This is a genomic window from Ferrimonas aestuarii (assembly GCF_005116665.1).
In the GTDB taxonomy this organism is placed as follows: domain Bacteria; phylum Pseudomonadota; class Gammaproteobacteria; order Enterobacterales; family Shewanellaceae; genus Ferrimonas; species Ferrimonas aestuarii.
On sequence record NZ_SWCJ01000001.1, the window covers coordinates 198938 to 216203 of the forward strand.

The window sequence follows — 17266 nt, forward strand, 5'->3', positions numbered from 1 at the left end:
TGAGTTGGCCCTTAGTTGTAGGTAGTAGGCTGAGTAATAGCGGAAACAGCTAGATGTACATCAAGTCTAAATTTTAGGTTTTTAAAGTTGAGGAGCAATGCGCAGAGCATCAGTTTTGCACCTTAAATAACATGGTTATCTACGAGTACTAAGGTTATTTACCGCTGGAGTCATCGTCAAAAAATATGACTTTAGCATCGGTGATTTGATTGGGTCGATTCAAGTAAGTATCTAATAGCAATAGCTTTTCATGCATCATTTTTGATATTTCCATCATGGACTGGTAGGGGTTGGATGCTTGTTTAGCCGATTGATTAATTCGGTGTTGTAAACTACGAAGATTATTATGGTTTTCTGAAGTTGCCTGTCCTATGGCGCTGCTGATAATCTCTTGCCGAATGTGCTCGAATTCTATTGGGTTGTCTTTAGCTAAAAGCATGAGCTCATCGAAATTTGGCCTATTAGTCATATTTTCTCCAAGTTATTTTATTTAATTTAGCATTAAAAATAGGCTGGCTATAACTCATGCTGTCTTTGATGCTGGTAAGGTTATATATATTCTTTGATGTGATAAAGGGGATGGCTTGTAGTATTTTTCTGAAACCAAGTGATTAGATTATTTTTAATTAGACTTGGGTCACACATTTGTTTGCTTATCACTGCAAAGGCCAACACCTCTCCCATAAGCACTTGAGATAATGCTATTAAGCAATTTCTACTCATTCTCGTCGATGCTCATAGGATTGACCTGTATAGGGGTCTTTGCCACAGAGAAAGGCTCTGCGAACGCATCGACTCACGCAGTGATAATACCTAGTGTCTTCCAAGCTGATTTGCTGCTTCCTGGCCTTGGTATCGCTTCGTCCTTCGAGCTTTGAGAACTAAGCATGCCCATACGCGTAACATATAGGAGAAATTATTTAGAGCACACCCAATCTGTGTGCTTTATCTATTAGTTGACTTCTGTTGGAGCAACTCATGACTTCCTTAAGCTTATCAATATGATAGCTGACTCCTCTTTCTGTAAGGAACAGCTCTTTGGCAATTGCATCGATACGCTTACCAGAAGCCATCAAATTCAATACCATAATAGACTTTTCGGAGAGTAGACCAAAATTGATAATAGGATTCAATTTTGAGGAATATCTGGATACAAAATACTGATTATGAAGCTCCAATAGACTTGCCAATTTCTCACTCTGAATTTCGATTTTTTGAGACTGATTCTTTGAAAACAGACAAAAGACCCCGTACCAATGAATGTGAGTACTATCTACGGACATCCATATTTGCAAAGGCTATCGTATTCTCTAATCTAATTGATCTGGCGCAGGGTAAGTCTTTAAATTAATGCAGCTAAGAGACGGTAAAACATCACTTCTGTGTAAAGGCTGAGAGATAATTAAGATTTTGAGGAATTAGCAATATCTCGTAGCACTTAAGTACTGCGAGTTTTAGAAGATAATTGCAAATGAAGACTAGGCAAGGAGCCGCTTTGCTTGTGGCGCGCCTCGGATTCGACTTAAGTTATCAGCTTGTCTGCAGTTACGCATGCTCTGCTCGCGCCCTGCGAGATGACAAAACTGATACTCAAATCCTTGAGTGAGCTCCATCCAGCTTTCGATATCGATTGAAAGCCGGGTCAGAATGTCTTCGGTTCCTTTGGTAATGTGGCCTGTCTTGCCTTCGTGAATGGCTCTTCCTGAAAACTCTATCAGTTCTAGATAATCATTTAGATGACAAGGTAGTGCGGTGTACTCGATATCATAGCTATCAAAGGCTTTTAGGCGTTCTGGCTGCTTTCCTTGAAGCGCTGCGCGAATGCGCATTTGAATGCTGGTGAAATCTGACGACTCTGGCGTTTTGGCAATGTCCGCACGGATTGGATTAAGGTCAACGTAGGCCATGCACGATAGTAGAGCTTGTTCATCCAACAGAGCTTGAGACTTAAAACGCCCTTCCCAGAAGCGGCCAGTGCACTTGTCTTCTTTATTGGCTTGGCGTGCGATGTATTCATTTAATGCTCGCATAAACCAACTGATGTCAGTGAATCGTTGCCGATACTCTGCGATAAGCTTCTCCACTTGGTGAAGCTCCCAACTCTCCATTGATTCACGCTCTTGGTCATCAACGTATTTGCGAGTCAGATTGGTGCCACCAAACAGTTGATGCCAACGCTCAATCACTTCCAGTTCTGACCAGCTTTTCGCAGCATCGGTGTTTACATAAAGCACGACATGCGTGTGATTACTCATCACTGCAAAGGCCAATACCTCTACCGCAAACACCTGAGTTAACGACAGTAAACGGTTTTGAACCCATTCTCGCCGATGCTCATAGGATTGACCTGTATAGGGGTCTTTACTACAGAGGTAGGCTCTGCGAACGCATCGACTCACGCAGTGATAGTACCTTGTGTCTTCCAAGCTGACTTGCTGCTTTCTCGCTTTTGGCATCGCTTAATTCTCCAAACACTCAGAACTAAGCCTAGACCATCAGCTTTATACCCTCACTAACATGGGTGTCCGTAGATCCGTTGGGTGTCCGTAGATCCGATCTGGATGTTCGGACATTGTCAATGCGAAGTATATATCCATCAACACTATTGCAATTTTATCACTGAACATTGTACTTAACATTAAAAATGTTCTATGGTTCATTTTCTTTATCAGAATTATCTTTGTCCGTATGATCATCAATCATATTGCCGTTCTCTACAAAGTAATCTTGAATATGTCTTTTGCTTTCAACTTCTTTTAGTTTTGATGCAATTCTAATAATCTCCTCTTCATCTACTTTGATGTTAGCTACTGCTTCAGTGATCCGTTTCAGCAAAGCTTTGTTCATATCTGTGACGTTGTCTTTCATGCTGCGCCTCTAGATTTTGCTGTATGGAATTCAAATTTCCAATCATATATTGAGAAAAGCGTTAGCTCCAATTCAATACGACTGCATAAATTTGTTAGGATTTCATCAATTGCATCTTCTAATACTTCATCATGTGGCCTGCAAAGCCTTTTGCCATAAGTAACTATAGAGATTACAAATTCATCAGAGTAGTCTGGGTTAGTAATTACTGCTGGATAGCAGAACACACTGCCATCTCCGGTTCTTTTATCTCTATCTGATAGGTAGTATAGTCCTTTTTTAGAGGATTCCTCTTTGCTTGCGTGGAAGATCGACTCTCCTCGATGAAGGCTTTCAGAGGCTGTTGAGCGATTATCAATTAGCGTTGATGCTTTGGTGTGCTTCCAAGAATTATTGGTATTGAATATATAATGCCAATTTTCAGTTTTTGGGTCTTTTCTCATTATTGTTGTACAAACCCCTGATTTCTTAACATCGAAAACATTGTATAGAAGGTTATCTATTTCACCGAGTATTATATTTATTTGATCTCGAGGTTTTGTTATCGATTTGAAGGTGTCTCCATTTTTTGAAATGGTTGTTGCACTCTGCTTAAATCTTTTTAGTTTTTCAGAAACTATTTTTGCAGTTATCATGGTGAAAAATTCTGAGAATGAAGTTTTCTTCTTTTCTGACTCTTCCTCAAAATAATCAGACATGGAACGGAAGAATATAACTATTGCTGCGCCGATCATAAGGAGCGAGAATATTAACTCATGGGTTTCTTTATGATTTTTTATTAAATCCCAATCGTCTCCCCATACATCAAGACATAGAAAATAGAAACCACAAAGTCCCGGAATGAAGTTTGAAAAAAACTTATTGCTTGATAACTGTGCTAATGGATTGCTATAAAAAATCAAACGAATTATGGATCGAGCTTTAAACCTAAGATTGTTCCAAAAGTATAAAATAAGTGGAACGATAAGTATGGGGGATGTAAAAATAAGAAAATCAATGTAATCCGTCACAATCTGAGCTCTAAACTTTGTTTTTTGAGTGTTTTTTACACTGCTAATGTTACTGTAGTGTAAGCTCCTTGTGAAGTCATAGTTTGTGTGGTTATTGTTTTCTTTAAAACTGGTAGCTTGGTCCTGCCTTATGTGCTTTCTGATAGTGATGCATATGACTAAGGCTTTTTGAGTTAGAGGCTATCTCTATTAGAGCTGCTAACATCGCTATTCCTAAAGCGAGAATTACTTCAGACGATGATTTCTAAGGGCGGGACAGAAGCGGGACAGATTTTGGCGAATTGCCTAATGGATTGTTCTAGTTGAACAAAATTGATGATTTGGCCTCCCCAGAAGGACTCTAACCATAAGGTTTACGCTCATTCACCACGCTTCACCTTCTTTTGTAAGTTATTGAAATGCAAAATCATGCACTGATTTTGACCTTTATTGAAGTTTACGTTGTTTTGTTAAATTTCGCCTATAAAGTTAGATATGAGTTAGATCTGGCTAAAGGTGAGTAGGTCATGGCGATTCCAGTAATTGATTTTACCAAGACCAAAATTGACCGGCTAAATGGAAGGGGCGGGGCAATTGAGGTCAAGTTCAAAGAGCCGAAAGAGTTGCGTTTACGAGTCTCTGCGGATGGTGTGAAGTCGTTCCGAGTAGTTAAACGCCTTCCTGGAGGTGGCAAGCTGGTAGACATTACGGTTGGCCGTTACGGTGAATTGCCGCTAGCCCAGATTAAAGCCACAGCTTTAGAGCTGATTGCGATGATCGCTAAAGGGGTCGATCCTCGGGTGGCGAAAGCACAACAGCGCCAACAGAACCTCAAAAGCCAGAGGACTTTTCAGGCACTCTGGGATCTCTATATCCAAAATTTCGAGCGACTGGTTCAAGAGGGAGAGCGGTCAGGTAAATCACTCGCCGATGCTCACTCGATGTACCGGTGCCACATTGAAGGATCAATCGCTAACCAGTCTCTGGACTCTTTAACTAAAGCAGTCGTCAAACAATATTTCTCAGATCTTAGAGAGGCGGGAAGCTATGCCATTCATAACAAGGTATTAAAGCTGGTTAGCGCTGCATTTGAATACGCTATTAAGCAAGGAGAGCTAAGCGAAAACCCAGTAAAAGGCATTTCGAAGATGGAAGAGGTTGTTCGGGAGCGTTTTCTCAATCAAGAAGAGGTGCTTCGCCTTTTGACTGCTCTAGAACAAGAGAAACAGATCTATCAAGATCTCATTATGTTGTTCTTACTCACAGGGCAGCGTAAATCGAATGTTCTAAGTATGCGTTGGCACGATGTTCATTTGGACGATCGTTTATGGGTTATTCCTGCTCGCCAAGCCAAGGGGAAGAAAACAATAGGGGTTCCGTTAGTGGAAGAGGCTGTCACTATTTTGAAGCGACGGAGCATCGAAAATACAGCCAACAATGAATTCGTATTTCCATCTAGCCATAGCAAGAGCGGGCATTTGTCTGAGAAAGGCGGTAAGGGATCATATTGGTATCGGGTTAAACAGAATGCGGGATTGAATTACGCCGACAAGAATCTAAGAGTCCGAGTTCATGATCTACGTCGTACCTTAGCTTCTCATTCAGTTATTGCTGGGTCAGGGATTCAAGCCGTTTCCAAGGTACTCGGTCACAGTGATATTCAAATGACAGCAAGGACTTATGCCCACCTTCAATTGGAGCAAGTTCGGGACTCAGTACAAAGTGGTGTTAATTCAATGCTGGATAAAGTGAAGAGCAAAGATGACGTCGACTTTACTGTTTTAGTGGAGGGGTTAAACGAATCGGAGCAGAGCCGACTGCTGATAGCGCTGATGAAAAAGCAATCAAATAATTAGTCAGTCTGATGCCGACAAGGAGAGTAAAGTGTCAGAAAAATCCCGCTTAGATAAGATTAATGAATTGCGCAAGCGGTTTGGGTTAGAGAAAGTCGTTGAGCGTGATCTATTAACTCAACAGATAAAGCCTCAGCCAGTCGAGGTGATAGAAATTCCGTTTAATCCCAAAATCATGGAACGAGAGGAGCAACATTCGCCAGAGATCAAGCAGGCGATGCTAGAGGACATTCTAAAACGTTGGGATGCCAAACAGCCATTACAGTTTGGGCACCTCGAATTCATGATTAGAGGCGTTCGTCGTGAGGCATTAGGGCTTGAACCTTGGCCGGTCGCAAAGGGTCGTAAGGAACGAAGCAATATGGATCGGGCGGTATATCGCTCGGTAAAAGCAATTGCAATTGAGACAGTGATGGACTCTCTGGTTCACCAAGAAGCCAAGTCCAAGGAGTGGGTTGAAGACGGCAAATACCCTGGAAATACCAATAAGCACCTCATTTCTGAGGAACTGCGCCAGTACCTTAAAGGGACGATCGAAAGTTATCCTACCGCCGCAGAGAAAAAAGCTCTGAGTGGCATCAACAAAAAGTTAGCGGGTCTTTTCCAAGTATCAGAAAAAACCATCCGAAATTGGCAACGAGATCTGGAATTAGGTGAAGAAGGGTATGTCAATTCACTTGAGCGAGGTGAGCCATCATCTTACCTGTTGGCTGAGGAAAACAAATTGATTGCAGATCTCGACTCTAAAGGCATTGATACCCTCGATGACCTCGCCAAATACCTTGCCGCCAAAGAGTGGAAAAAAATACCGCACCTTTAATTTCCCCAGCTGGAACTGACTTTCTTGGATAGTACTCCTCGTCGATAAAACACCGTCAAGGAGTACGAAATAATGCTTAATTCAATGAATGAAGATCCGCTGCTGAACTCAGCCGATGCAGCGGCCTACCTAGACGTAAAAACGAACACGCTAGCGATCTGGCGTAGCACCGGTCGTTATCAAATTCCCTACTGCAAAATTGGCCGCAATGTTCGTTACCGCAAGTCTGATCTTGATGCCTTTCTGGCCGGTAGTTCTCGCACATTTGTTGAGCAGGAGGCATAGGGAATGCGCCTTCAAAAGATTAAAGCGGCGGCCAATGGCAATTGGTGTTCTATTTATGCCCATCTCGCTATTGATGTACCCAAGCGAGGTAAGCAAGGCCCTTGCCCTCTCTGTGGTGGAGTAGACCGCTTTCATTATGATGATCTGGAAGGTCGTGGCACTTGGCACTGCCGCAAGTGTGATGGCCAGCAGGCGGGCGATGGCTTTAGCCTAGTCGCTAGCTACTATGGTGTCTCTTTTAACGGGTCGCTCGAACTGGTCGCTAGAGCAATAGGTATGGAGGAATAGCAGGTGGAACGGGAACAAGCAGCCTCAATACAACTCCTGTCAAGTCTCGCCAGTAAGGCTACCTTAATGACTGGCCATCAATACCTGCAGAACAAGGGGCTTGGAGAGATGCAATGGCCGACAATCTCTCAGGAGTACAGCATAGGTGGCTGTCACTTTGAACAGGGCGACCTCATCGTTGTGCTTACTCATTCAGAAACAGGGAAGCCAATTACCGCACAGCTTATTAACAAAGCTGGGGATAAGCGCTTTCTTCCTAAGCTTCCAACCAAGGGCGGCGTTCTTTGGCTTGGTAAGAGTACCACCGAGTCGCCGCAACAGGTATTGGTGTGCGAAGGGTTGGCTACGGGGCTCTCTCTATATAATCAGCATAAGAAACCGGTAATCGTGGCATTCAGTGTGCACAATCTTGGAGCAGCAACTAAAGCGGCGAAGGCATGTTTTCCTGACGCTAAGCTGATTATTGGGGCTGACAATGACGGTGCAAAGCAGAGTAATATTGGCGTCGAGGTTGCAAAAACGGTCGCCGCTGATTTGGGTGCTTGGGTTGCCGTGCCTCCGGAGCATGGGGACTGGAATGATTACTATGTTAAGCATGGCGTGGAGAAGATGACCGAATCTTTCGTTGGCGCAATGCATCAGCCTCCAGCGCTGCCCAAACATAATCTCGATTCTGTGCTGCCCAAAGTGGGAAGCAAGCCATTCCCATTCACCTTCGGTTCTCAAGGGTACGACGTAGTTAGCCCCTACCTTATTAAGAACCTGCTGCCTGCAAACAGCATGGGGGTAGTGTATGGCCCTTCAGGGCACTTTAAGAGCTTCCTCGTCCTTTCTATGGCATGTGCGCTAGCCAGTGGCACTAGCTTCGACGGTCGTCAGGTGAATCAATCTTCGGTTCTCTATGTAGCAGGGGAGGGAGGAACTGGCGTACCCCGTCGCATTAAAGGTTGGGAAGTAGTGCACAATCAAGGTCAGCCTGTTCAAAACCTCGCCGTAATTTCGCAGCCTATTTACCTTGCTGATGCAGCGCAGTTGCAGGCGTTAATAGATACCATTGCAGAGATCCCGTTTTCTAAGCCGTTAGGGCTCATTATCATCGATACCTTGGCACGCTGCTTTGCTGGTGCGGATGAAAACAAAGCCTCAGACATGAACCTGTTTATCGCTAAACTTGATGAGCTGCGCCGCCGTACAGGAGCGACAGTATTAGTCGTTCATCACAGTGGCAAAGATGCAGACAAAGGCGCACGAGGCAGTTCAGCGCTCAGAGCCGCCGCTGACTTTGAGTACTCTGTCAAACGCCTAGAGGAAGACGACTTAGCGGCGGAGCTAAACTGCACCAAGATGAAAGACGACAGTGATTCAGCCAATAACGCCTATCAGCTCAAGGTTAAGCAGCTGTTTCGTGATAGCGATGGTGATCCGGTCACCACTTTGGTTTGTCAATTGGAGTCCTTTGAGCCAGCTCCGGTGCTAAAAGAAAGCAAGTTAGGCAAAAATTCAGTATTACTTTGGCAGGCAGTGCGCAGCCGCTATGAAAAACAGGAGTCCACCTGTCGAGCGGTGCTTAGGGATGACATGAAGAAAATGGGGTTGAATACCTCCAACTTTGGTCGCTGGGCCAATGAATTGGTGGAAAAAAAAATTATCAAGATTGAAGACGATAATTTCATTCCCATCTAGCGTCTAACCAAACCCGCTGGCAAATCACATCAGCCTGTCAGCGGGCACCCCCTCCTCGTCATCACCGCTCCCCTAGGTACTCAGCTGACGAGACGAGTATTAAGCACGGATTGGCGGTGCAATTTAGTGCGCATCTCTCAAAAGTTCATAAGTCGCTGTGGTACAGTACGGGGCAATTTCATGCCCAAATTATTCGAGACAGACCATGGCCAAAAAAGCCGCCACTAAAGCCAGCGCCAAAGGCTTTGAAGAGACCCTATGGGAAAGCGCCAACAAACTGCGTGGCAGCGTTGAGTCCGCCGAGTACAAACACGTTGTTCTAAGCCTGATTTTCCTAAAGTTCATCAGCGACAAATTTGCCAAGCGCAAGCAGCAGATCATCTCCGAATATGGAGCAGACTTCGTCGACATGGTCGACTTCTACACCATGGAGAACGTGTTCTACCTGCCTGAAGAGGCTCGCTGGAGCTTTGTACTGGAGCAGGCCAAACAAAGTGGCCTAGCGCTGGTGATCGACACCGCCATGAGCACCGTCGAGAAGAACAACAAGGCACTGGTAGGGGCGCTGCCAGACAACTACTTCTCACGCCTCGATCTAGATGCCAGCAAACTAGCCTCGCTTATCGACACCATCAACAACATCGACCTGATTGCTCAGCAAGGGCAGGCCAACGAATGTCACCTGTCGGAACAGGACGTGGTAGGTCGAGTGTATGAGTACTTCCTTGGTAAGTTTGCCGCCAGTGAAGGCCAGCGAGGCGGTGAATTCTACACCCCCAAGTGCGTGGTTAGCCTGATCGCCGAGATGCTTGAGCCGTACAAGGGCAAGATTTACGACCCGTGTTGCGGCAGTGGTGGCATGTTTGTGCAATCGCTCAAATTCATCGAAGCGCACCAAGGTAACCAGAAAGACGTTTCCATCTACGGCCAAGAATACGCAGGCACTACCCGTAAGCTGGCCAAGATGAACCTCGCCATTCGTGGTATGGCCGCTAACTTGGGTGATGTGGCCGGAGACACCTTCTTTAAAGACCAGCATCCAGATCTTAAAGCCGATTACATCATGGCCAACCCGCCGTTTAACCAAAGTAAATGGCGACAAGATGCCGAGCTAACCAACGATCCCCGCTGGGCAGACTATGACGTGCCGCCAGTTGGGAACGCCAACTACGGCTGGATCATGCACATGATCAGCAAGCTCAGCCAACAGGGCACTGCTGGTTTTGTATTGGCTAACGGTTCCATGAGTTCCAATACCAACTCTGAGGGCACCATTCGTCAGCAGATTATCGAAGACGATTTGGTGGAATGTATGATCGCCCTGCCAGGACAGTTGTTCTACACCACCCAGATCCCCGTATGCCTGTGGTTCCTAACCAAAGACAAATCCGCCAATGCCGATAAAGGCTATCGCAAGCGCACCGGCGAGACCCTGTTCATTGATGCCCGCAACATGGGCAGCATGATCTCTCGCAAGCAGAAAGAGTTGACCAGCGATGACATTGCTGAGATTGCTCGAACCTACCATGCATGGCGTGGTGAAGCCAAAGACGGGGAGTACCTAGACCAAGCGGGTTACTGCAAGTCAGCCAGCTTCGACGACATCAAGAAAAACGACTTTGTACTCACCCCAGGGCGCTACGTCGGTGCGGCAGAGATCGAAGATGACGGCATCCTGTTCGAGACCAAGATGGCCGAGCTAACCACCAAGCTCAGCGAGCAGTTTGCCGAGTCCGCCAAGCTGGAAGCGCAGATCAAAGCCAATCTGAAGGGGTTGGGTTATGAGTTTTAATTGGCCCAAAGCACGACTTGGCGATTTTTGCATTAAAGTTGGAAGCGGAGCGACACCTAAGGGAGGCAGTAGCGTCTATCTCGAAGCTGGGGAAATTTGCCTAATCCGAAGCCAGAACATTTATAATGAAGGTTTCAAGAGTAATGGGTTGGTTTATATCGACAAGGAATCGGCGCAAAAACTAAAGAATGTCGTTGTAGAAAAAGACGATGTTTTGATTAACATTACTGGTGATTCTGTTGCCCGTGTCTGCTTAGCACCGACACACTATTTGCCTGCTAGGGTAAATCAGCATGTTGCAATTGTCCGACCTGACCCTGAGGAGTTCGACCCAGGTTTTCTTCGCCTCCAATTAGCGTCGCCTCAGATGCAAGCTGTTCTGCTAGGACTAGCGAGTGCGGGAGCGACGAGAAATGCCTTAACTAAGGGTATGCTTGAATCATTGGAACTTGATAAACCGCCAATCGAGACCCAACGAGCGATTGGTTCGTTTTTTGGAAAAATTGAGTCTAAGTCGGAGCTCAACAATAAAGCCAACCAGACCCTAGAGCAGATGGCGCAGGCGCTGTTCAAAAGCTGGTTTGTGGATTTTGATCCGGTTATCGATAACGCACTGGCGGCAGGTAACTCAATCCCAGAACCGCTGCAACAACGAGCCGAAGCTCGCACCGCATTGTTCTCACAAGACTGTGCCTCAGAAACCAGCCCGCCAAACGCTGCTCCACCAACTCGCCTGCCCGCTGCAACCCGCGCCCTGTTCCCCGACAGCTTTGAAGAACACCCAGAGCTTGGGTGGATACCGGCGGGATGGGAGTGCCGCACTCTTGGAGACGACTTAAACATTAAACATGGTTTTGCATTCAAGGGGGAGTACTTTTCTACTGAAAAAACTCCAGATATTCTTGTGACCCCAGGCAATTTTAAAATTGGCGGCGGGATAAAGTTGGACAAATTGAAATACTACTCCGGGCCTGTTTCTGAAGATTATGTTCTAGAAAGTGGCGATTTGGTTGTGACAATGACCGATTTGAGTAAGGAGGCTGACACTCTTGGCTACCCTGCTTTGATCCCAGATGCGGAAGACGTTCGTTTCTTACACAATCAGCGTATTGGCAAAATACAGGTAAAAGACAATCACCAGATACTAAATTACTTGTATCAATACATGCGTAGTCATTCCTATCGAAGTGAAGTGTTAAGTTCATTTACTGGTTCAACGGTAAAGCACACAGCTCCCAAGAAGCTAATGGCTATCCATAGAGCATACAGCCTTCATGTAGCTAAAAAATTCAGTTTAATGGTGCAACCTATACTTGATATGCACAACTACAACTTGGCCGAGAATGAGCGATTGATGCAACTCCGCAACACCCTACTGCCCAAGCTGCTCTCCGGTGAACTGACGCTGCCAGAAGCAACGGGAAATAGCCATGCCTAATGCCATTATTGACGCAGTCGCTAATGGTGACTTAGCTGCGGTATCTACCATTTTGACGGAGTCTCCTTCGGCAGCCAATCAGCAGGATGCTCAAGGCAATAGTGCCTTTATGCTGGCTTTGGAGCGTGGATTCAAGAACGTTGCTCAGGCACTGCTCGCCTCCGCAGACTTTGATGTTAATGCCGGAGCGCTAACTCCATTGCAACTGTGTATTGAGTTGGGCTACATCGAGTTAGCGATAGAGTTGCTGAATAAGGGAGCCAACCCCAATATTGCTACTCGAACTTCCAGCAGCGCCTTGTTGACTGCATTAGACAATGAGTATTTCGAGCTTGCTGAGAAGATGGTCGCTGCTGGTGCTGAAGTGAACATTCGTAACGCTAAAGGATGGACTCCTCTGATATGGGCGGCTATCAGTGGCAGACGAGCAATCGTTGAATTTCTATTGAATCACGGCGCAGATATTCACCTCTGTAACAATGATGGCTGGAATGCGATTACTGGAGCTTACTTTAAAAAACACACTGACGTTGTGACCACCCTAAGAGAAAAGGGGGCGGTTTTCGGCAGCAAGTATGCCAATGCGGCTCTGATAACCGCATACGCAGATGGCAACTTACGGTTGGTTGAGCATCTACTAGACCTTGGCGCCAGTGGTGATATTTGTGATGAACAGCAACAGCCCCTAGTGGCTAAAGCTTTAAAGGCTGGAGATGTCGAACTTACACTGAAGTTGCTGGATTGCGGTGCGAATCCAAATGCCAAGTTGTCTAATGGGGTACCGCTTCTTGTCTATGCAGCCCAAATGGGAAACAAAGCAATGGTGGAAAAGCTGCTTCTAAAGGGAGTGGCGACAAACCACTTAACTAAGGGGGGCCGCTCTGCCATTTGGGAGGCTACTCATGACAAACGTAGTGCTTTAGTTCGATTACTATTGGAGCATGGAGCGGATGCTAACGCTTGTTTCAATCGCATGCCAGTTTTGTCTCAGGCCGTGGTAAATGGTGACACAGAGTCTGTTAGGCTTCTTCTGGATTTCGGTGCTAATCCGTTGGAAAATTTTCAAAAGAGCCAGAAAGAGTGGAGCAATCTGGATTATTCGAGCCTTTCGGCTAACGGTGAGCGTGATAATTATAAAGAGATTGTCAAATTGTTGAAGTCGAAAGAGCGACAACATCGTGAATAGCACCGTCTTTGATGCTGTTCGTCGTGGCTACAGTGAGCTGGAGCACACCAGCAACTCTGAGATCCTCGATTACTTTGATGGCGTTACTGATGACGCCATTCAAGGTCATGTCAGCAATATCAAAGGCATATTGTTTGAGCAAACGTATGTCGAGCAACTGGCTGAGCATGGAGTTCAGGCGCAGTTATTTGAGGCGACCAATCATCCCGTCAGTGACATCGCATTGATGAGCGGCGGTGATATTGCCGCCGAGATGCAACTCAAGGCCACAGACAGCGTGAGTTATATCAATGAAACCTTGGCAGACAATCCAGATATAGCGGTGGTAACCACTAGTGAAGTTGCGGCTCAAGTTGATCCTAACTTATTAGAGGCAGGTTTAGTAATCGATTCAGGAATTAGCAATCAAGATCTGAATACGGAAGTGTCTTCAGCGATATTTGGAGAAACCTCTTCGGAGATTGGTTTAGATGCCACAAGTGAGGTTGGTGCAGAGCTTCTGTCTGACGCCATAATTCCGATAAGCCCGATAGGTCTTGGAGTGAGTGCGATCGGAGCTTTGTTTGGGATCTTTATCTAGAAAAAGTAAATTATAACAAATGCTTGTTAATACAGATGGCTCGATAACTTAATGTAGAGTCGTCCGTTTAGATTAGCTAGGGAAATTAATGAAGTTCACCGAAGCCAAATTAGAAGCCGCCATCATCCAGTTATTGGGTGAGCAGCATTACCCCCATGTTGTTGGAGAGGCGGTAAGTCGCAAGCCAGAACAGGTGCTTATCAAGGCTGACTTAGAAGCGTTCTTGATGCGTCGTTATGGCGACCAAGGGCTGACTCAGGCTGAGGTAGAGCGGATTACCCGTCAGTTGGAATCGCTTCCGGTCAGCGATCTCTACGACAGCAACAAACAGTTCTGCCAGTGGTTGGCGGATGGCTTTGTGCTAAAGCGTGACGATCCCAATCATAAGGATCTGCTGATTGAGTTAATTGACTATTCCGGCCTAGAAGCCCTTGGCCAATCTATGGATAAGGCCGCTCTGGCCGCAGAGGCGCATCCGGCCTACCGAGCAGATGCGAACCTTTACAAGATCGTCAATCAACTTGAGATTCACGGTAAAGAGACCTCTCGCATCCCTGACGGCATTGTCTATGTTAACGGGCTGCCGCTGGTGGTGTTCGAGTTTAAAAGTGCCATTCGTGAAGATGCCACCATTCATGATGCCTATAAGCAGCTGACCACTCGTTACCAGCGTGATATTCCCCAGCTGTTTGTCTTCAATGCATTTTGCGTCATCAGTGATGGCGTCAACAACAAGATGGGCAGTGGGTTTGCCGCCTATGAGTTCTTCTATGGCTGGCGCAAGGTAACCGGTGATGAGTCGGTCGAGAAACACGGCATCGACTCTTTGCACACCATGTTACAAGGGCTGTTTGACCAACAGCGGCTGCGGCTGGTGATTCGAGACTTCATCTATTTTCCCGATACCAGCAAGCACGAAATGAAGGTGGTGTGTCGCTACCCTCAGTTCTACGCCGTGAACAAGCTGTACCACAGCATCAAAGCCGCACAAAAAAGCCTCGACCCAGAAACCGGTGAAAATCACGGTGGTGACGGTAAAGGGGGCACCTACTTCGGGGCAACAGGCTGTGGCAAAAGCTTCACCATGCAGTTTCTTACCCGCCGCCTAATGAAGAGCCGTGACTTTGCTAGCCCGACCATCATCTTGATCACCGATCGCACCGACTTAGACGATCAGCTCTCTCAGCAGATGACCAATGCTAAGCAGTATGTCGGCGATAACACCATTGAAACGGTCACCAGCCGTGACGATCTTCGGGCTAAGTTAAAAGGCCGCCAAAGTGGTGGCGTGTTCCTAACCACCATCCATAAGTTCACCGAAGATACCCAGCTATTAACCGAGCGCAGCAACGTAATTTGCATCTCCGACGAAGCCCACCGGAGCCAGGTGAACCTCGACCAAAAGGTGGTGGTGACCGAAAAGGGGGTTCGTAAGACTTACGGCTTTGCCTACTACTTGCATCAATCGCTGCCTAACGCCACCTTTGTTGGCTTTACCGGCACCCCCATCGACGCCACCCTCGACGTTTTTGGTCGAGTGGTGGACAGCTACACCATGACCGAGTCGGTTAATGATGAGATTACCGTGCGCATCGTCTATGAGGGGCGAGCTGCCAAGGTGCTGCTGGACGACGCTAAGCTGCAAGAGATCGACAAGTACTATCAGGACTGCGCCGAACAAGGGGCTAATGAGCACCAGATTGAGCAGAGCAAAAAGGCGATGGCCTCCATGGGCTCGATATTGGGTGATCCCGATCGCATCAGTGCCATTGCCAAAGACTTTGTGGAACATTATGAGCAGCGGCTGGCTGAGGGCTCAACCATTAAAGGTAAGGCCATGTTTGTGTCCAGCAGTCGTGAGGTTGCTTGGCTTTTGTATCAGGAGCTTAAAACCCTGCGCCCAGACTGGTTTGTGGTAAAAGCCTGTGAAGAGGGACAAAGCCTCACTAAAGAAGAGCAGGACTCAGTTAAGCCGATGGAGCGGGTCAAAATGGTGATGACTCGTGGAAAAGACGATGAGAAGGCGCTCTACGAACTGCTGGGCAGCAAGGAGTACCGCAAAGAGCTAGACCGCCAGTTTAAGAACGACAAATCCAACTTTAAAATCGCCATTGTTGTCGACATGTGGCTGACCGGATTTGATGTGCCGTTTCTCGATACCATCTACATCGACAAGCCCGTTCAGCGTCACAACCTGATCCAGACCATCTCTCGGGTTAACCGCAAGTTCGAAGGTAAGGACAAGGGTTTAGTGGTGGATTACATCGGCATCAAGCGGCAGATGAATCAAGCGCTGGCGCAGTTCTCGAAGGCGGATGAATCCAACTTTGAAGACATTCAAGCGTCGGTGGTAATCGTAAAAGATCATTTGGATCTGCTCGGCCAATTGATGCATAAGTTTGATGCCAAAGATTATTTTCACGGCGATCCCGTTGCCCAGTTGAACTGCCTTAATCGGGCGGCGGAATTTGTGCTGTCGGTGAGTAAGCTTGAGAAGCGATTTACGGCCTTGGTAAAGCGCCTGAAAGCTGCGTATGACGTCTGCTGTGGCAGTGACCAGCTATCCCAGCAACAGCGTGACAGGATTCATTTCTACTTAGCGATCCGAGCCATTGTGGTCAAGTTAACCAAGGGTGAAGCGCCGGATCTGGCTCAGATGAACGCCAGAGTTCGCAATATGATCGACGAAGCAATTCGGGCTGACGGTGTTGAAGAGCTATTCAATCTGGGTGAGACGGATGCCGACAAGATCGACATTTTTGATGATGACTATCTGGCCAAACTGGACAAACTTAAGCTGCCAAATACCAAAATCGAGCTGCTGAAAAAGATGCTGGCTAAAGCGCTGGACGGGTTCCAAAAGACCAACCAGATTAAAGCCATTGAGTTTGCAAAGCGTTTCCGATCTTTGGTGGATATCTACAACGAACGCAAAGAAGAAGATGCCTTTAGCGTTGAGGTGCATAAAGAGGCCGTTGATAGTCTGCTGGCCTTGATGGCTGACATTAAGGTTGAGATGGGATCTTTTGCGGATCTCGGTATCACTGTGGAAGAGAAGGCGTTCTATGACATTCTCAAGCATGTTGCCACCAAGTACCAGTTCCCCTATGAGGATGACCGACTATTAGAGCTGGCCGCCAAAGTGAAAGCGGTGGTGGATGACAAATCGAGCTACCCCGATTGGAATAATCGAGAGGACATTAAGTCAGAGTTGAAAGTCGACTTGATCATGTTGCTGTCGAAGAACGGATACCCACCGGTAACCTTTAATGAGGTCTATCAGGATGTGTTCGAGCAGGCCGAGAACTTTAAAGCCCACCGAGTATGAGTATCGGCTCGTCACGTCAATTCTGCTACTAAGGGAAACCGTTGACGACGAGCACCGTAAATTGGCCGTATTTTGCCATGGTGAAATTCCAAAATTTGCTGAACGGACATATACAAAGTGGGGGTAGGGGGTTGCGGTTTGCAGCCTCCCCCTCCC

At 46.7% G+C, this 17266-nt stretch carries 15 protein-coding genes and 1 pseudogene; 10 read left to right on the plus strand and 6 right to left on the minus strand.

Features of this window, described 5'->3' with window-relative positions; translation table 11 throughout:
- Nucleotides 1–154 precede the first annotated feature (154 nt).
- The 6 genes and pseudogenes from FCL42_RS00980 to FCL42_RS01005 form a co-directional block, all read right to left on the minus strand.
- Nucleotides 155–469, minus strand: a complete 315-nt coding sequence (locus tag FCL42_RS00980; protein ID WP_136861502.1) for a DUF3135 domain-containing protein — start codon at nt 467–469, stop codon at nt 155–157.
- A 182-nt stretch (nt 470–651) separates the two neighbouring features.
- Nucleotides 652–833: pseudogene (locus FCL42_RS21860) on the minus strand (transposase); the annotation flags it as partial.
- Nucleotides 834–920: 87 nt separating this feature from the next.
- Nucleotides 921–1283, minus strand: a complete 363-nt coding sequence (locus FCL42_RS22070; protein WP_136861503.1) for a response regulator transcription factor — start codon at nt 1281–1283, stop codon at nt 921–923.
- A 195-nt stretch (nt 1284–1478) separates the two neighbouring features.
- Complete coding sequence (locus FCL42_RS00995; RefSeq protein WP_136861504.1) at nt 1479–2456, minus strand: transposase; 978 nt, start codon at nt 2454–2456, stop codon at nt 1479–1481.
- Nucleotides 2457–2649: 193 nt separating this feature from the next.
- The gene (locus FCL42_RS01000; RefSeq protein ID WP_136861505.1) at nt 2650–2868 is read right to left on the minus strand and encodes a hypothetical protein; all 219 of its coding nucleotides are present in this window, start codon (nt 2866–2868) and stop codon (nt 2650–2652) included.
- A complete protein-coding gene (locus tag FCL42_RS01005; RefSeq protein ID WP_136861506.1) occupies nt 2865–3878 on the minus strand; it encodes a hypothetical protein in 1014 nt (337 codons plus the stop codon). Before FCL42_RS01005 ends, FCL42_RS01000 begins: the two co-directional genes overlap by 4 nt.
- A gap of 506 nt (nt 3879–4384) precedes the next feature.
- Between FCL42_RS01005 and FCL42_RS01010 the strand changes: the two genes are divergently transcribed.
- The 10 genes from FCL42_RS01010 to FCL42_RS01055 all read left to right on the plus strand — a co-directional run bounded on the left by FCL42_RS01010 (nt 4385) and on the right by FCL42_RS01055 (nt 17110).
- Nucleotides 4385–5713 (plus strand): tyrosine-type recombinase/integrase, encoded by a 1329-nt coding sequence (locus FCL42_RS01010; RefSeq protein ID WP_136861507.1) that lies wholly within the window; start codon nt 4385–4387, stop codon nt 5711–5713.
- A gap of 28 nt (nt 5714–5741) precedes the next feature.
- A complete protein-coding gene (locus FCL42_RS01015) occupies nt 5742–6530 on the plus strand; it encodes a hypothetical protein (protein ID WP_136861508.1) in 789 nt (262 codons plus the stop codon).
- A 72-nt stretch (nt 6531–6602) separates the two neighbouring features.
- Entirely contained in the window at nt 6603–6815 is a 213-nt protein-coding gene (locus FCL42_RS01020; RefSeq protein ID WP_136861509.1) for a helix-turn-helix domain-containing protein, read from the plus strand.
- A 3-nt stretch (nt 6816–6818) separates the two neighbouring features.
- Nucleotides 6819–7103, plus strand: a complete 285-nt coding sequence (locus FCL42_RS01025; RefSeq protein ID WP_136861510.1) for a primase-helicase zinc-binding domain-containing protein — start codon at nt 6819–6821, stop codon at nt 7101–7103.
- A gap of 66 nt (nt 7104–7169) precedes the next feature.
- Nucleotides 7170–8786, plus strand: a complete 1617-nt coding sequence (locus tag FCL42_RS01030; protein WP_136861511.1) for an AAA family ATPase — start codon at nt 7170–7172, stop codon at nt 8784–8786.
- A gap of 205 nt (nt 8787–8991) precedes the next feature.
- The gene (locus tag FCL42_RS01035; protein ID WP_136861512.1) at nt 8992–10578 is read left to right on the plus strand and encodes a class I SAM-dependent DNA methyltransferase; all 1587 of its coding nucleotides are present in this window, start codon (nt 8992–8994) and stop codon (nt 10576–10578) included.
- Nucleotides 10568–12016 carry a restriction endonuclease subunit S gene (locus FCL42_RS01040; RefSeq protein WP_136861513.1) on the plus strand — a complete coding sequence of 483 codons (1449 nt, stop codon included), beginning with the start codon at nt 10568–10570 and terminating at the stop codon, nt 12014–12016. Before FCL42_RS01035 ends, FCL42_RS01040 begins: the two co-directional genes overlap by 11 nt.
- Nucleotides 12009–13202, plus strand: a complete 1194-nt coding sequence (locus FCL42_RS01045) for an ankyrin repeat domain-containing protein (RefSeq protein ID WP_136861514.1) — start codon at nt 12009–12011, stop codon at nt 13200–13202. The genes FCL42_RS01040 and FCL42_RS01045 overlap by 8 nt, the downstream gene beginning before the upstream one ends.
- Nucleotides 13195–13782: a hypothetical protein gene (locus tag FCL42_RS01050; protein WP_229359742.1), complete on the plus strand. Its 588-nt coding sequence runs from the start codon at nt 13195–13197 to the stop codon at nt 13780–13782. The genes FCL42_RS01045 and FCL42_RS01050 overlap by 8 nt, the downstream gene beginning before the upstream one ends.
- An 88-nt stretch (nt 13783–13870) precedes the next feature.
- Nucleotides 13871–17110 (plus strand): type I restriction endonuclease subunit R, encoded by a 3240-nt coding sequence (locus FCL42_RS01055; protein WP_136861516.1) that lies wholly within the window; start codon nt 13871–13873, stop codon nt 17108–17110.
- The last annotated feature ends 156 nt before the right edge of the window (nt 17111–17266 follow it).

Coding starts and splice junctions, on each gene's coding strand:
- FCL42_RS01035 (WP_136861512.1), top strand. CDS start 8,992: ATGGCCAAAAAAGCCGCCACTAAAGCCAGCGCCAAAGGCTTTGAAGAG.
- FCL42_RS01020 (WP_136861509.1), top strand. CDS start 6,603: ATGCTTAATTCAATGAATGAAGATCCGCTGCTGAACTCAGCCGATGCA.
- FCL42_RS01010 (WP_136861507.1), top strand. CDS start 4,385: ATGGCGATTCCAGTAATTGATTTTACCAAGACCAAAATTGACCGGCTA.
- FCL42_RS01040 (WP_136861513.1), top strand. CDS start 10,568: ATGAGTTTTAATTGGCCCAAAGCACGACTTGGCGATTTTTGCATTAAA.
- FCL42_RS01030 (WP_136861511.1), top strand. CDS start 7,170: ATGACTGGCCATCAATACCTGCAGAACAAGGGGCTTGGAGAGATGCAA.
- FCL42_RS01055 (WP_136861516.1), top strand. CDS start 13,871: ATGAAGTTCACCGAAGCCAAATTAGAAGCCGCCATCATCCAGTTATTG.
- FCL42_RS01045 (WP_136861514.1), top strand. CDS start 12,009: ATGCCTAATGCCATTATTGACGCAGTCGCTAATGGTGACTTAGCTGCG.
- FCL42_RS22070 (WP_136861503.1), bottom strand. CDS start 1,283: ATGTCCGTAGATAGTACTCACATTCATTGGTACGGGGTCTTTTGTCTG.
- FCL42_RS01025 (WP_136861510.1), top strand. CDS start 6,819: ATGCGCCTTCAAAAGATTAAAGCGGCGGCCAATGGCAATTGGTGTTCT.
- FCL42_RS00995 (WP_136861504.1), bottom strand. CDS start 2,456: ATGCCAAAAGCGAGAAAGCAGCAAGTCAGCTTGGAAGACACAAGGTAC.
- FCL42_RS00980 (WP_136861502.1), bottom strand. CDS start 469: ATGACTAATAGGCCAAATTTCGATGAGCTCATGCTTTTAGCTAAAGAC.
- FCL42_RS01000 (WP_136861505.1), bottom strand. CDS start 2,868: ATGAAAGACAACGTCACAGATATGAACAAAGCTTTGCTGAAACGGATC.